This is a genomic window from Methanosarcina spelaei (assembly GCF_002287235.1).
Taxonomy (GTDB): domain Archaea; phylum Halobacteriota; class Methanosarcinia; order Methanosarcinales; family Methanosarcinaceae; genus Methanosarcina; species Methanosarcina spelaei.
Window position 1 is genome coordinate 29,461 of the sequence record NZ_LMVP01000113.1, and the last position, 14,651, is coordinate 44,111.

Consider the following 14,651-nt stretch of genomic DNA (forward strand, 5'->3'; position numbering starts at 1 on the left):
TAAACAACAAGTTTCTTATCATGAAAATGGCTTTTAAACTTTTATTGATATGAAGATAAAAATTGGCTTTAGATCGTGAAATCCGGTGTCAATCACTGGACGAACAAGTATGTTAAAGAGCAAAAAATAATCGTTATCTTTTAATACTTCCGAACATGCAATAGTTTGTCCCTGCTAGCAGACCAGAAACATCACAGATGTCAACAAATGGCAGATTTTTTGATTTTTTAGTTTTCTTTCTTTTTAAAAGTGCAGTACAACATAAGAAAATTAGAGTTGGATTAAAAGATTACATATAAATTTCGTAAAAAAGAAAAATTTTTCTATCAATGATATAAATTTTTTCTTTTATCATAAAAACAAAATATATAAATCTTTTATGGAGTTATTTTACTTTGTAAAATAATAAAACTGTATGGAGTGTAGTAAATATTGAAAAATCGCTTAGCGGTAGCTATTGTCGTTATGTGTTTGCTTTTGGGTACCGTTCCTTTTGCGTTTGGTGCCACTGAAAAGATAAGCGGCTCGTCAAGTTCAGCTTATGTAAGTGCTTTATATGTTGGCGCTACTGGTGAAAAGCCTAACCAGGAATATGTTAAACTTACAAACGGCGGAAAAACATCAGTAAACTTGAAAGGTTGGAAAATCAAAGACGAAGGTGCAAAACACACCTATATCTTTAGTTCATACACATTAAAATCTAAATCTACGGTAACTCTCAGAAGCGGAATTGGTAAAAGCTCTGGAAGCACGCTTTATTGGGGCAAAAATATTTTCATATGGAATAATCACGACCCCAAACATAAAGAGTATGGAGATACGGCTTATTTGTGGAACGCTCAGGGAAAACTAGTTTCGTCGAAGAAAGGATGAGATATTAAGAACTCTTCTATTTTTCTTTTTTAATATCGTTTGTTTAATGCTTGTTATCAAGGTTATTAATAAGTATCGAGCTTGTCCCGAATTGTTGCATTCTGAAATGACTTCGTGAACTCCTGAAATGACTTCGTGGACTCCTGAAATGACTTCGTAGACTCAACACAATTTGGAAGTCCAATATACATAATACAACAACAGGGGACGTAAAAAGTCAAATGTTGAGTAAATTTCAATTTCATTTTGTGTTGTGCAATGATAATGTAAAATAAAACAAATTAGAAGTTGGCAAAATAATGGGTCACCTGTATACAAAAACTGACTGTACTAATAAATTAAAAATTAAATAATTTTAGAATAAAACAACAACAGCAATAATCAAAGATATAAATTATACGGTTTCTCAAAATAACTCATATGAAAGGTGTTAAATTAAACAAAGACTTTAGAAATTAATTTTAAATCTTGCTAAATAAATACGTAAAAAACCAATAAACTTATATCTGATTCTGCAGATTGTTATATGCGCGAATAAGATTTATTTAAATAAACATTGAAATGGTAGGAAAATCCTACACTACTTTTGTATTACAAAAATTCGCGAATAACACACCAAAACAAAGATAGAACACTACTGCAAGCATTGCAGCCATAGTTGTTTGTTGATACGTATGCTGAAAAGCATCTGGCATTTAAGTTGAGAGAAATGAGCCACCTGTATTTACTTCTTGTTTTTGGGTGGTTTTATGAAAACAGTATAATGTATCAAAATTGTAGTATACTGTATCAGAATTGTAGAGTTGATATATATGAATATAGAAAAAAAGAGCTTTCTAAAATCAATAAGACTTAGACGAGAAGTTTTGATAGTTAAAAAGTGTATATGTCCGTTATGTGCGGAAAAAGTAGACGAAAAAGAATTCCGAAACGAAGTATTTGTCAAGGAATTCAAGAGTTCGGGGCTGTGTCAAGAATGTCAGGACATGGTTTTTGGATATAAGGTAGCATGGTGATAGATCAATTACCCGTTAAGGTATTGGAAATCCCTGTTCAGGTGGCAAGCATGGATTTTGATTTATCTCTACCTTTTATTCTTGCAGAAAATTTTCAATTTTTTCATTAATTTATTGTTTTAACTCTTCTCATCGTCGTTTCTTGTTCACATTTCCTGATTCGATAGTGATTTAATTATCCAGGCTACAAAATTTGTCAGGCTTCTAAGTTTTCTGGCCTTCATAGAAGGTTAGTTCACAGAATCTAGTTTTTCTTAACTTTCTTCAGCATCTTCAATCGGGCCCATCAATCTGGCCAGCCATTTTGTTTCCTCAAAACTTTCAAGTATAATCTTCAGAACTATTGTAAGCGGTATCGAAAGCAGCACACCTCCGAGTCCAAATACGAAATTCCAGTAGAGAAGAGCAAGAAATAGGAAAGCAGGAGATAATTGCAGGCCTTTTCCCATAAGTGACGGGAAAAGGACATTTTCTGCAAGCGCGTCTACGATAACGATAATTAGAATGACTGCAAGAGCACCTAGAGGCCCATACTTGAGAAGCGCAAGCATTATGGGAGGAATAGAAGCAATAACCAGACCAATATAGGGAATATAACTTAACAGAAATATGAGGACTCCCCAGAGAATAGCATACTCGATGCCTCCGATAAATAGAAGGAGGGCGATTACAGTACCTGTTATAAGGTTTATTTCTGCTCTTATAACAATGAATTTTACCAGTTTTTTGCTAAACTCACTCATCCTCAAGCGGAGTTCGGATTGCTTTCCAATTTCCAAGTCTACTTTTTCAGGAGCACTGGCTGCATCTATTAGCAAAAATGCTGCTGTAATAATAATAATTCCGGCTGTTGTTCCGGCGTTCACAATTACATTAACAGTATTTGCCATGAGAGAAATCGTTACTGACAAGGCACTACGGAGAATTGACTCTACGGAAAATCCTTTATATGAAGGGACAAGTTTTGTAAGATTATTTATGAGTTCAGTCAACTGAGCTTGATAAATCGGTATTTGACTTCCAAACTGCATTGCTGCTTTAACAACTATTACCCCAAGGACCAGGATAATTAGAGTAAATAATAAAATTACCAGAATAACACTCAGTACACCTGGAACCCCTTTTTTTTTTAGCCAGCGGACAATCGGAGTAAAGATCAGCGCGGTAAACATAGAGAAAAAGACCACTGTAAGTATTGATGCAATCTCCCGCATCCCTATTGTCAAAATAACAGCAACGGTGCTGTAAAGTAAAATTTTAGCGGGTACTGAGTGATCATTTGAATTTATATTTTCACCCCTCCAGTTTCTCTTTTCGTAGTCATCATAGAAGTTTATGCCCTGATTGCTACTTCTCTAAAAGCAACATCTATCAAAGATACCTGCCTTAACCTATCAACTTTTTTCGGACTCTTTTCAGATTAGAACTCAGTCCTCGTGTGCCATTTGATCGAGCGTAGCTGTAATCGCCAGGATGAGTGCATTGTCATGCCCAGGCTCTATTTCCACTCCATAGGTGTCCCTGATGTGGAACCATTTTTTCGAAATTTCTGCGATTTTCTCCCCTTCAACATCAATCCGATACTCATGATCCAGAATATCGCCTTTAATTTCCATTTCAGGGCCGTCCGGAATTTCGACCTTCCAGGTGTCCCTCAAAATATTAATCAACGCTTTTTTAATTGTTGCAGCCAGTCCGTTGTCAGCTCGCTTGATATCCATTGTGTCCCTTATTTTGAGTAACCTCTCCTGGATTTTGTAAAGATCTCTTCCCTGTGCGTCCTTTAATATCAGGGTGTTTCGGAGACGAAATGCCTTACCGTCAATATAAAATTCTCGTTTTCCTTCTTCATTCTCGATCCAATAATCGTCTCCAATGGCAACAAGCTTTTCATGCATCAGATAAATGTGCTTTTTTTCTTCTTCATAGCCTTCACGGCCGCCAAATAGTTTCATCGAAAAATCACTCTCTCTTATCTATGCAATCTTAATACCTTCTCTTAAAGAAACAATTTACAAATCTTATCCTCAAACAAAGAAAAAAATAAAGAAAGATAATAATAGTTCGTTTTTTAGCAAGATAATTAAAAACGTAATATCTCAATTTTACGCTTTCTTTCCAGGTTTAAGCTTTCCAGACTTGAACTTTCCAGAACTACTTTATCCGGAATTTCCTTCTTCAGGCTTGAACTTTCCAGAACTACTTTATCCGGAATTTCCTTCTTCAGGTCTAAGCTTTTAAGAATTGTTTTATCGGGAATTGGCCTCTCCAGGTTTAAGCTTTTCAAAACTGTTTTATTCGGAATTTTCTTCTTCAGGCTTGATTTTTTCCAGAGTTTTTCTCTCCAGAATTGCTCTTTTCATGTATTTTTTACAGGGCTTTTCTGTAAATCTTAATAATATCTTCTTTTGAGAGCTCTCTGGGGTTTGTCAGGCGGCAAACATCCTGCATCGCATGTTCAGCCAGGAGTTCCAGATCTTCTTCCTTTGCGCCAAGTTCTTTTAAGCCGGAAGGAATTCCGATATCCGATGCAAGTTTCCTGATGGCTTCTATAGCCCTGTCTGCCGCCTCTTCATTGCTTAACCCTTCCACTTTTTCTCCCATTGCCCTGGCAATATCGGCAAAGCGTTCAGGGACGACCTGCTTATTGTATGCCTCCACATACGGAAGAAGAATCGCGTTGCAGACTCCGTGAGGAAGGTTGTAGAACCCTCCTAGCTGGTGCGCCATGGAATGTACATAACCAAGGCTTGCGTTATTGAAAGCGATACCTGCAAGGTATTCGGCATGCGCCATCATGTCCCTTGTTCTTATATCTTTTCCATGGGAAACAGCTTCACGTAAGTACTTTGAAATAAGTTCTATGGACTTGATAGCAGCTGCATCCGTTGTAGGCGTAGCCATGGTAGAAACGTAAGCTTCAACTGCATGGGTTAAAGCATCCATACCGGTTGCAGCCGTAAGTGCAGGCGGCATGCTTACCATGAGTTCAGGGTCGTTAACTGCAATATCAGGGGTAATACGCGGGTCTACGATTGCCATTTTGATATGTCGCTTAGTATCCGTAATAATCGTAAAACTTGTCATCTCACTTGCAGTACCGGCAGTTGTATTTACTGTGATAAGTGGAGGAATTCCTTTCGTAACTTTTCCTACGCCTTCATATTCATTGATCAGTCCACCATTATATACTACAATGCCAATCGCCTTTGCACAATCCATAGGGCTTCCTCCTCCGACAGCAATTATTATGTTACAGTCCTTTTTTCTGTAAATATCCGCTCCTTCCATAACTGAAGTATCAGTCGGATTCGGGTCTGCCCCTGGGAAGATTGTGCCCTCCAGGCCTGCGTCTTCAAGAATTTTGTAAATATCCAATGCAAGCCGTTCTCCATGTTTGCTTTTGCCTGAAACTATAAGGGCTTTTGTAGCCCCAAGATCTTTTGCATGCTTGCCTATTTCTTTTACGCAACCGGCCCCCATAAGGGCTACTTTCGGATTCAGATAAGTGTATGTCCTGTTTTCTGTCATGCTTTTTACTTCCCCTGGAAACTCCTTCTAGATATCCTAAACAGATCTTTCAAAATCTGTTATTGAAAACACAAAATATTAATAAAAATAATTTTCCCGGTAACTAATAAAGTTTTGCTCCGGGATAGAATTTTTGAAGCCTCAATTAAAAATCCTGAGAGCGAAAGGCAAATATTTTTTAATATTTACTATCCTTACTTTTTAAAATTATTTGTCATAAGGAAAATATATTCTATCTATTTTATATATTTATCAGTAATCAAAATATACATAGATTATCAGTTGTTTTCCGGTTTGCTCTGAACAATGTATACTCAAACAAAATTACATTTGTGAGTTTTATTGTGAATTTTAAAACAATTACTCATGTGGCGGTGGACAATCAAGGATATTGTTTTGCCTTATTTGCCGGCAATAGTATTAAGTACGATTTAATCAAGCCAGGAGGATCTTATCCGTGAGTCAACCAATCGACTTGCTCGAACCAGCAACCAAAGCATTTATAGAAAAGGTAAACAAGCAGGGTGGGACACCAATCTACCAGCTATCACCAAAAGACGCCCGTAAAGTCCTTTTGGATTTGCAGGCTGATCAGGTAGCAAAACTACCTGCTGAAATTGATGACCTGGACATTCCAGTCGGTCCTGAGGGGCAGGTTTCAATCAGAATAATCAGGCCAAAAGGAAATAAGGAAATCCTGCCAGTCGTTATGTATTTTCATGGTGGGGGCTGGGTACTCGGAGACAAAAATACACATGACCGACTAGTTCGAGAAATTGCAAATGGAGCTAACGCTGCGGTTGTGTTCGTTAACTTCACGCTGTATCCGGAAGCAAAATACCCGACACCAATAGAAGAGGCGTACGCAGCAACAAAATATATTTCAGAAAATGGGGAGAAGCTCAAACTGGATAGTTCAAGGCTTGCAATTGTTGGTGACAGTGTAGGCGGAAATATGGCGGTAGCTGTTTCACTTCTGGCAAAGGAAAGGGGCGGTCCAAAAATTGATTATCAGGTGCTATTTTACCCTGTGACGGATGCTAATTTTGATACCCATTCTTATCAGCAGTATGCAAACGGTATCTGGCTTACTCGTGAAGCTATGAAGTGGTTCTGGGACAATTATTTGCCTGACAAAGAAACACGCAAGAAGCCCACAGCTTCTCCTTTACAGGCATCGCTTGACCAGCTCAAGGGACAGCCACCAGCTCTTATCATAACCGATGAAAATGATGTGCTGCGCGACGAGGGTGAAGCCTATGCCCACAAACTGATGCAGGCTGGTGTCAATGTTACAGCCGTTAGATATTTAGGAACTACACACGATTTCGTGATGTTAAATGCACTTGCTGGTACACCTGCGACTTGCAGTGCGATTGGTATGGCGAACGAGCACCTCAAGGCGGCTTTCAAAAAATCATAATTGTTATGGTTGCTTCATGAAGGTGCAATATCAAACATATCACAAATCCTAAATATCTCAGATCCTAAATATCTCAGCTCTTAAATATCTCAGCTCTTAAACATCAGCTCTTAAACATCAGCTCTTAAACATCAGCTCTTAAACATTAGATCTTAAACATCAGATTTTAACGTAATATAAAATCTATTAATTCTGATTTTATAAATATATAAAAATAAATTTGAAGATGCATAAAACTCAGAGATCTAATAAATATATAAAAAAGGTGCAATAGCTCTGGATAAGCTTGTTTTTTTCCAAACGTATAGCTATTTAATAAATCAATCCTAATTAAATATACATGAGTGGGATCAGCCTTGACGCAGACTGTCTTTCAACATATGAAGAAGGAATAAAAAGAGAATGGATTATAGGAAACGGACTTGGAGGATATGCTTCTTCTACAGTTATTGGAGTAAGCACAAGGACTTACCACGGACTGCTTGTTGCTGCTCCGGAAAACTCTCCAGGAAGGTTTGTATTACTTTCTTCCTTTGATGAGGAGATCTCTACTGATGAAGATATTTATAAACTTGCAGTCCATAAATATCCAGGTACTATCTCTCCCACAGGCTTCAATTACCTTTCCGAGTACACTCAAAATCCATTTCCTCTCTGGGTCTACCAGCCCGGTGATTTTACCGTGAAGAAAAAAATTTTTTTGGTTCATAATAGTAACATGACATGTGTTCTCTATGATATAGAATCCAAAAAAGAAGAAGCTTTACTAAAAATTTTTCCATTGGTAAACTCAAGAGACTTCCATTACACTGCTCGCTCAGGATACCTTTCTTTTTCTCAGAAAACTGATTCTTCAGGAGTAAAACTGGAGAGTTCTAACGGTTTCACCTTTTATCTTTCATCCAATCTTGAGTATCATTCCGATCCCAGGTGGTACTATAACCTGGAGTATGACGCTGAAAAGCAAAGAGGGCTTAACTCCCAGGAAGACAATTTTAATCCCGGCTATTTCGAAAGCAAACTAAAATCGGGAACTTCTCGTTTCTTTATTGCAGCTTCAACAGAAGATATCTCCTCACTTAACCTCAGAAAAGTTGACGAACTTTATAAACGGACAGTAAACCGACAGAATCTCCTTGTTCTTAATTCCAGGCTTAGAGATCCCTTTGCCCTTAAACTTCTCAGGGCAACGGATACTTTTACGGTGAAGAATACTTTTTCAGGTGAAAACACTGTAATTGCAGGATATCACTGGTACTCTGATTGGGGAAGGGATACCATGATATCTCTGACCGGACTGTTTTTAATTCCTTATCGACATGAAGAGGCCAGGTCCGTTCTCATGAATTTTGCTCGATATTGCAGGAAAGGCTTAATCCCCAATACTTTCCCGGCTTTCGGAGGAGAACCAGTCTATAATACGGTAGACGCTTCTCTCTGGTTTATACATGCAGTTAGCCGTTACTTCGCATATACGAGCAACTTTCTTTTCCTTGCGGATATCTGGGACACTATAGAGGCTATTATAGATAATTACCGTAAAGGTACGGACTTCGGAATCTGCATGGACTCTGATCATCTTATTCAACAGGGACCTCAACTAACCTGGATGGATGCCAAAATTGGAGAGTGGGCCGTAACTCCAAGAGCAGGTAAAGCCTGTGAAATCAATGCCCTCTGGTACAATGCCTTGAAAATTGCTTCCAGCCTGGGTACTCTTCTTGGAAAAGAAGTCTTTTTATATGAAATGCTTGCAGATGGTGTTGCCTCAAATTTTGAGAACACTTTCTGGAACTCGGAAACTAATTGTCTCTTTGACCTTATATATAGAGATGAAGCCGGAAACGAGGTTAAAGATCCTGCAATCCGTCCCAATCAAATCTTTGCAGTAGCTCTTCCTAACACCATACTTCCTCCTGATAAAGAAAAAGCGATTGTGGACAGAGTTGAAAAAGACCTTTTGACACCCTTTGGGCTTAGAAGTCTTTCGTGTGATCATCCATTATATAAAGGACAGTATCACGGGGATGCGCTCACCCGAGATACAGCCTATCATAACGGGACAGCCTGGCCCTGGCTCCTTGGTGCTTATGTGAGAGCTTACCGGAAAGTCCACAACTATTCCGAAAAGAGTCTGGAAGATATGAAGGCTCTCCTGGAGGGTTTTAATACTCATCTTGAATCCGCAGGACTTGGCACCGTTTCCGAAGTTTTTAATGGAGATTATCCACACTCTCCAGGCGGATGCATAGCTCAGGCCTGGAGTGTTGCAGAAATTCTTAGAGCATATGTAGAAGATGTGCTTGAGATAAGGCCACTCTTAAGCACAATATCTCCAGCACTCTTAAACGCTATATCCCCGGAACTGGATATAATGAGTTTTTCGTCTATGAATATAAATGAGAGAACAATATAAGCTGGAGGGAGATAATATGGCCTGGAAAGACCATGGGGAGTTATTTGTACGGTCTAGAAAAAATCCAATACTTACGGTTGAAGATTGGCCTTATCGGGCTAATTCGGTATTTAACCCTGCAGCTGCCATAGTCGATGGTAAAATACTGTTACTGGTCAGGGTTGAGGACCACAGGGGATTATCTCACTTTACAGCAGCAAGGAGTGAAAACGGAATTGATGGCTGGGAAATTGACAGTCAGCCAACCTTTTTTCCGGATCCTGTAAATCACCCTGAAGAGATATATGGCGTTGAAGATCCGCGCATAACTTACATAGATGAACTGGGAAAATGGGCAATAGTGTATGTAGCTTTTTCGGATAGTGGTCCCTTGCCAGCCCTTGCATTTACCGAGGATTTTCGTAATTTTGACCGAGCAGGACCTTTGATGCCACCTGATAATAAAGATGCTGCTGTTTTTCCTGTAAGGTTTAATGGCAAATGGGCAATGTTACACAGGCCTGCGCCTACTACTCATACTTTGAAGGCTAATATCTGGATCTCCTTTTCTTATGATATGAAATCCTGGGAAAAACCGGAAGTTCTCCTGTATGCCAGGGAAGGTGGATGGTGGGATGCTTACAAAATCGGTTTATGTCCTCAGCCGTTCCGTACACCCGAGGGCTGGTTAGTTATGTACCATGGGGTACGCCAGACGACTTCCAAAATAAGTTATCGGCTAGGACTTGCTCTTCTTGATCTCGAAGATCCCACGAAAGTGCTTCGCAGGTCTGAAGGCTGGATCTTCGGGCCTCGTGAGCCATACGAACGCAGTGGAGATGTCAATGACGTTGTTTTTCCCTGCGGATGGGTTCAGATAGGCGATGAACTCCGTATTTATTACGGAGCTGCTGATACATCGGTATCAGTTGCCAGTGCAAAAATGAAAGATATTATGGAATATATTTGCGGGTGTCCTGAGAAACAATGCCCTGAAGAATACTGCAGGTGGTTTGAAGAAAACAAGGGAAAGCCCTATTGATCTGAGAAGAGGATGAGTCTGGAGCTGGATATGGACTGTCTACTGAAGACCATAAAAAGAGAATGAGCACTAAAGAGTGGCATGAAGATGCAGGCTTTTTCAGCTATAAGCCCTCGAACACTTAAAAAGAAATATCATTTAAGCTTTCAAAAGGCAAAAATAGAAGACTTTGAGGTTTATACTTAACTTTTGCTAGATGTAAATAGCAACCGATTGTCATATGTTGATCCTGTAATCGATTTATTAAAGACAGAAGCTGAATGTGAAGGAAGTAAAGGTAGCATACGAGTTTCGGAAAAGTGGAGACATAATGCTAAAATTTGCTGAAAATGTCATTAGGATAATTCCAGTAGAGTATTTATCCGTGAAAGGTAACTCAAATTATCATATTTCAGAGACACAAATAGAAAATTAAAAAACGGCTAATTTTGGGATAAAACATGCAGGAAATAACAATCAAAAGTCAGTTGTATATATACAAGTGTGTATGTATATATACAACTTGCGCTTATTACAATATACAGGACTTACGCACTTGAGGGACAAAATCAATCACAATAGCACTGTTTTTCAAGTTAACATTTTAAACTGTTGAGGGTTAATGTTGTTGATTTTTCAGTTCAGCACATAAGTTCTAAAACTATAACTAACAACCAGAACAAAGGTAAAACAAATGGCTTTTAATGATAGAGGAAAACCCTTCAGGGGAAGAGACAGCAATAGCAGAGATTTCAGAGCTCCCAGAGAAATGTACAAGGCAATCTGTTCGGATTGCGGTATTGAGACAGAGGTTCCATTCAAACCAACCGAAGGACGGCCGGTTTACTGCAGGGAATGTCTTCCTAAACACAGGACACCCAGAGAAGACCGTAGATATTAAATGTTATTTTTGTAACTGATTTACATCAAAACATATTTTTCCTTCCCTTTATGGGGCAGAGTTAAGGTTCTGCCTCATGAATTTCTCTCCGAGAGCACGATGCTTCTTTAGCAATATTGCGATCTCTATCCAAGACATCTTGAGATTTATGATTGAGCCTATCCCAAAACCTTGAATTTTGAATAATTGCTCTAATTTCTAAACATGAAAATAGTATAGGAGCCTATCCCAAAAGCCATTTAGTTCTTAATCATCAAGAATTTTCAGGATTGTTGTCATGATCAGAAACTTGAGTGATCATTCGAAATACAGGATTCAGAGAAGCAATTTTTAGTTTTGGGATCAGCTCTAGATTTGGGAATGAAATTGGTTTTGGGATGAGCTCATTTTATAGAAAATCAGCACAGTCCCCGTCCTTTTCGCTCGCTCACGCGAACTGGTTTGTTTTTTATAGTGGTGCATCGACCAAAACAGGCACATAATTGAAGATCGTTAATCTCTCCTGGATCTAAAATCAAATGTTTAGTTTTTGATGTAACTTGAGATCGATGCATCAGTATACGTTATTTAGATACTAATTAATGTGTATAGATACGAGGAGTTGAAAATGAAAATCGGTAAATCAAAAGCAAAGAAAGGGGGGAACTATGCCCCATGTGAAATCTGCGGAGAATACTATAAGCAAGCTGTTTATATGTATATTGGAAGGAAATGGACTAAAATCGGGCAGGGATGCCCTGAGTGTCTTAAAAAGGAACTACAAAAGTAATTTATCGTACTCTGTTAACCAATGACAAATAAAGAGTAATTGAAATATCAGCTGGAATCAGTGCTCCAGATCATTATATTGCAGGTAACTACTCTTACATTAAGAGACTGAAGGTTCTGAATATCTTTTATTACTTTTTCAACAGTTTAATATCAATATGTATCTTCAAACTCATTTTACAGATGGAATTTAATATATACAATATAGCATCGCTCTGCACTTCTGCCGGCTATTTTTATATCTGGGTAGCATTTGCATTGTTTGGTATTTTGAAAAGTTTACATTGAGAAATTTGATGAACTTCAGTTTATCAAACTCCTCTGAGAACTTTAAGGTCTAACATATATATGTTTGATTTCTTGAACACAGCTAGTACTGTGATTCTAAAGTAGGTTCATAAAACTTAACTTTTGAATAGACTAGAAGATCACGGATTTTTCCAGAAATTAAGGAATTGATTTTGGAATCGAAGCACTAGTTTTCGTTCTGTATGAACCTTGACCAACTGGCATTGGGTCAATAAGATATATAAACTAATCATAAACAGGTATCTCGGTATTCTCTATACAGTCTATTTATCAGTTAGTTATCAAACTCCTTGTTTTCATTAAAATCGATATCAAATGACTTTTTTGACAGGCTAAGCAGTTAAACTATTCCCTGAGTCTATCTGAAACTATTGTGGAAATCTTGCATAAAATACAAGAGAATTCAAAAGTACCAACGACATAGTTGGCAAAGTTACTAGAACTATAAACAGTTTTGGCAGCTGATTGGAATACTGACAAAACATTAAATATGCAAAACTTAAACAAAAATTTATTTATGTAATGAGTTTATATTAATAAATTAAGAAATTTAAGAGGCATCACTAATGGACACAGAAACGCAAACTGAAATAAACGAGAAATTAAGAACTATACAGTCAAATGAGAAGAAAATAAAAATTGCAAAAAAACAAATTACAGCAATAGAAGAAAAGATAAAAAAGTATACTAACCAGAACAATAAGCTTAAAGAAGAAGTTAATAACCTGGTAGGAGAATCAAGCCTTCAAATGAACCTGCCGTGACGGCTACAAATTCCGATTTGACAAAGTAGGACAAGAGATATTGTAATCTATCAAAAACAAAGAAGCAAAAGAAGAACACTCAAGAACGTCATGAAGTGAAAAACTTTTTCAGTTATAAGCTCTCGAATACTTAATAAAAATATATTTAATCTCTCAAGATGGCAAAAATAGAAAACTTTGAGGATTATACATAACTTTTCTGCAATGTGCTCAATGCAGAGATATTTGTTAACCTTAGCTTAAATATCTATACGTAATTTGTTAAATAACAAATTTAATTAATTGCTTATATATTCTTCACAAGCAACCGATCAAAATCGGGTTTTTTAAATCTTTTATAACTGTTTGCTTACTTATCCCGGTTTATTTCTTATTTTTTGTCAGCAAGGTTTTAAATATTTATTTCCTTCTTCATCTGGAAAGTTCTTTTCGATGCCATAAATATCACTTTCATAACCAGGGAACTCATTCTTGAAATTCTGTTGAGCCAGAAAACATACAACTATCTTTGAAAATTCAGACATCTGATACTTAAGCTCGGTCCGAAGCTGAAAGGCAGAGAATTAGTAAACATGTGATTACGTAATCAATAAAACCCGAAAAATTGACCTCACTTGAAATTTAATTCTACAAAAAAGCTCATTGAAATTTTCAATACCATTAAAAAAACTCATAACTTGAGTTCTGCCCATTAGGGTCGTCAGAGCGCACTGGCTTTTCAAATGCACGGGTAGTACTCAAGTTCTCACCTTTTTTGAAAAAACTCTACAGGTTGGGCTAAATAATTCAGGACTTATATATAAATATCCTATTGGAATGCCAGATTCAGTTTATTCCTCAAACACTAAGTGAATTTCTGGCATTCGTGGAGGTACAAAAAATGGCAACTAAAGAGGAACTTATTCAGGAGCTTTCTGATGCAGTTATCTCCTGCAAAAAAGACGCAGTGCTCGCAGCTGTCGCGAAAGCGAAAGAAGTTATGGAACCTGCTGAGATCATTGACAAAGGTCTTTCTGCAGGCATGAACCAGGTAGGAATTCTTTTTGAGAGAGGGAAACTTTTCCTGCCACATGTAATGATAGCTGCTGATGCAATGACAGCAGGGGTTAAAGTGCTTGAAGCTGAGCTTCCAGAAGGGACGGAGAACAAGAAACTCGGTGTTATCGTAAACGGTACTGTCGAGGGCGATGTCCATGATATCGGCAAGTCCATAGTGTCAACAATGCTCCAGTCCTCTGGCTTTGAAGTCTATGACATTGGCCGTGATGTTCCGGTCATGAACTTCATCGAAAAGGCAAAGGAAGTCAATGCCAATATGATTGGAATTTCCGCCCTTATGACCACAACCCTTCAAGGACAGAGGGCCATAATAGATCTACTCAAGGAAGAAGGGCTTAGGGACAAAGTAAAAGTCATGGTAGGCGGAGCTCCTGCAACTCAGGCCTGGGCTGACAAAATCGGTGCCGACTGCTACGCTGAAAATGCAAGTGAAGCTGTCGCAAAAGCAAAGGAACTGCTACTCTGAACCCAATAATCAATAAAATCTGTTCAGTATAAACTAAGTTACAGTCTAAACTAAATTCATTTGAAAGAGGATAAAAATGGCAACTGAATACGCTTTGAGAATGGGAGACGGAAAACGTGTCTTCC

General features: G+C 38.0%; 12 protein-coding genes. 8 read left to right on the plus strand and 4 right to left on the minus strand.

The genetic code is table 11. The annotated features are described in order from the left end of the window. The first annotated feature begins 432 nt into the window (after nucleotides 1-432). Nucleotides 433-873 (plus strand): lamin tail domain-containing protein, encoded by a 441-nt coding sequence (locus ASJ81_RS07780; RefSeq protein WP_095643988.1) that lies wholly within the window; start codon nucleotides 433-435, stop codon nucleotides 871-873. A 1,270-nt stretch (nucleotides 874-2,143) separates the two neighbouring features. Here the strand turns inward: ASJ81_RS07780 and ASJ81_RS07790 are convergent. The 4 genes from ASJ81_RS07790 to ASJ81_RS07805 all read right to left on the minus strand — a co-directional run bounded on the left by ASJ81_RS07790 (nucleotide 2,144) and on the right by ASJ81_RS07805 (nucleotide 5,420). After that, nucleotides 2,144-3,226, minus strand: a complete 1,083-nt coding sequence (locus ASJ81_RS07790; protein WP_338037415.1) for an AI-2E family transporter — start codon at nucleotides 3,224-3,226, stop codon at nucleotides 2,144-2,146. Between the two features lie 90 nt (nucleotides 3,227-3,316). Next, entirely contained in the window at nucleotides 3,317-3,844 is a 528-nt protein-coding gene (locus ASJ81_RS07795; protein ID WP_212556047.1) for an LURP-one-related/scramblase family protein, read from the minus strand. Between the two features lie 128 nt (nucleotides 3,845-3,972). Next, nucleotides 3,973-4,176 carry a hypothetical protein gene (locus ASJ81_RS07800; protein ID WP_095643991.1) on the minus strand — a complete coding sequence of 68 codons (204 nt, stop codon included), beginning with the start codon at nucleotides 4,174-4,176 and terminating at the stop codon, nucleotides 3,973-3,975. A gap of 83 nt (nucleotides 4,177-4,259) precedes the next feature. Continuing rightward, nucleotides 4,260-5,420, minus strand: coding sequence for an iron-containing alcohol dehydrogenase (locus ASJ81_RS07805; RefSeq protein WP_095643992.1), 1,161 nt, complete (start codon nucleotides 5,418-5,420; stop codon nucleotides 4,260-4,262). A 457-nt stretch (nucleotides 5,421-5,877) separates the two neighbouring features. Between ASJ81_RS07805 and ASJ81_RS07810 the strand changes: the two genes are divergently transcribed. From ASJ81_RS07810 to mtbC, 7 genes are all read left to right on the plus strand, one after another. After that, on the plus strand, nucleotides 5,878-6,843 hold the full coding sequence (locus tag ASJ81_RS07810; protein WP_095643993.1) for an alpha/beta hydrolase: 966 nt from the start codon (nucleotides 5,878-5,880) through the stop codon (nucleotides 6,841-6,843). Between the two features lie 340 nt (nucleotides 6,844-7,183). Continuing rightward, on the plus strand, nucleotides 7,184-9,259 hold the full coding sequence (locus ASJ81_RS07815; RefSeq protein ID WP_095643994.1) for an amylo-alpha-1,6-glucosidase: 2,076 nt from the start codon (nucleotides 7,184-7,186) through the stop codon (nucleotides 9,257-9,259). A gap of 16 nt (nucleotides 9,260-9,275) precedes the next feature. Further along, nucleotides 9,276-10,280 (plus strand): glycoside hydrolase family 130 protein, encoded by a 1,005-nt coding sequence (locus tag ASJ81_RS07820; protein WP_095644000.1) that lies wholly within the window; start codon nucleotides 9,276-9,278, stop codon nucleotides 10,278-10,280. 673 nt (nucleotides 10,281-10,953) lie between these two features. Next, nucleotides 10,954-11,160, plus strand: a complete 207-nt coding sequence (locus ASJ81_RS07825) for a CxxC-x17-CxxC domain-containing protein (protein ID WP_095643995.1) — start codon at nucleotides 10,954-10,956, stop codon at nucleotides 11,158-11,160. Between the two features lie 607 nt (nucleotides 11,161-11,767). Then, a complete protein-coding gene (locus ASJ81_RS22690) occupies nucleotides 11,768-11,929 on the plus strand; it encodes a hypothetical protein (RefSeq protein WP_155396696.1) in 162 nt (53 codons plus the stop codon). An 874-nt stretch (nucleotides 11,930-12,803) separates the two neighbouring features. Continuing rightward, nucleotides 12,804-13,001 (plus strand): hypothetical protein, encoded by a 198-nt coding sequence (locus ASJ81_RS07830; RefSeq protein WP_095643996.1) that lies wholly within the window; start codon nucleotides 12,804-12,806, stop codon nucleotides 12,999-13,001. A gap of 880 nt (nucleotides 13,002-13,881) precedes the next feature. After that, nucleotides 13,882-14,526, plus strand: a complete 645-nt coding sequence (mtbC, locus tag ASJ81_RS07835; RefSeq protein WP_095643997.1) for a dimethylamine corrinoid protein MtbC — start codon at nucleotides 13,882-13,884, stop codon at nucleotides 14,524-14,526. Nucleotides 14,527-14,651: the final 125 nt, after the last annotated feature.

Excerpts from the sequence above, each read along its gene's own strand:
- ASJ81_RS07815 (WP_095643994.1), top strand. The coding sequence starts at position 7,184 with ATGAGTGGGATCAGCCTTGACGCAGACTGTCTTTCAACATATGAAGAA.
- ASJ81_RS07830 (WP_095643996.1), top strand. The coding sequence starts at position 12,804 with ATGGACACAGAAACGCAAACTGAAATAAACGAGAAATTAAGAACTATA.
- ASJ81_RS07805 (WP_095643992.1), bottom strand. The coding sequence starts at position 5,420 with ATGACAGAAAACAGGACATACACTTATCTGAATCCGAAAGTAGCCCTT.
- ASJ81_RS07825 (WP_095643995.1), top strand. The coding sequence starts at position 10,954 with ATGGCTTTTAATGATAGAGGAAAACCCTTCAGGGGAAGAGACAGCAAT.
- ASJ81_RS07820 (WP_095644000.1), top strand. The coding sequence starts at position 9,276 with ATGGCCTGGAAAGACCATGGGGAGTTATTTGTACGGTCTAGAAAAAAT.
- ASJ81_RS22690 (WP_155396696.1), top strand. The coding sequence starts at position 11,768 with ATGAAAATCGGTAAATCAAAAGCAAAGAAAGGGGGGAACTATGCCCCA.
- ASJ81_RS07795 (WP_212556047.1), bottom strand. The coding sequence starts at position 3,844 with ATGAAACTATTTGGCGGCCGTGAAGGCTATGAAGAAGAAAAAAAGCAC.
- mtbC (WP_095643997.1), top strand. The coding sequence starts at position 13,882 with ATGGCAACTAAAGAGGAACTTATTCAGGAGCTTTCTGATGCAGTTATC.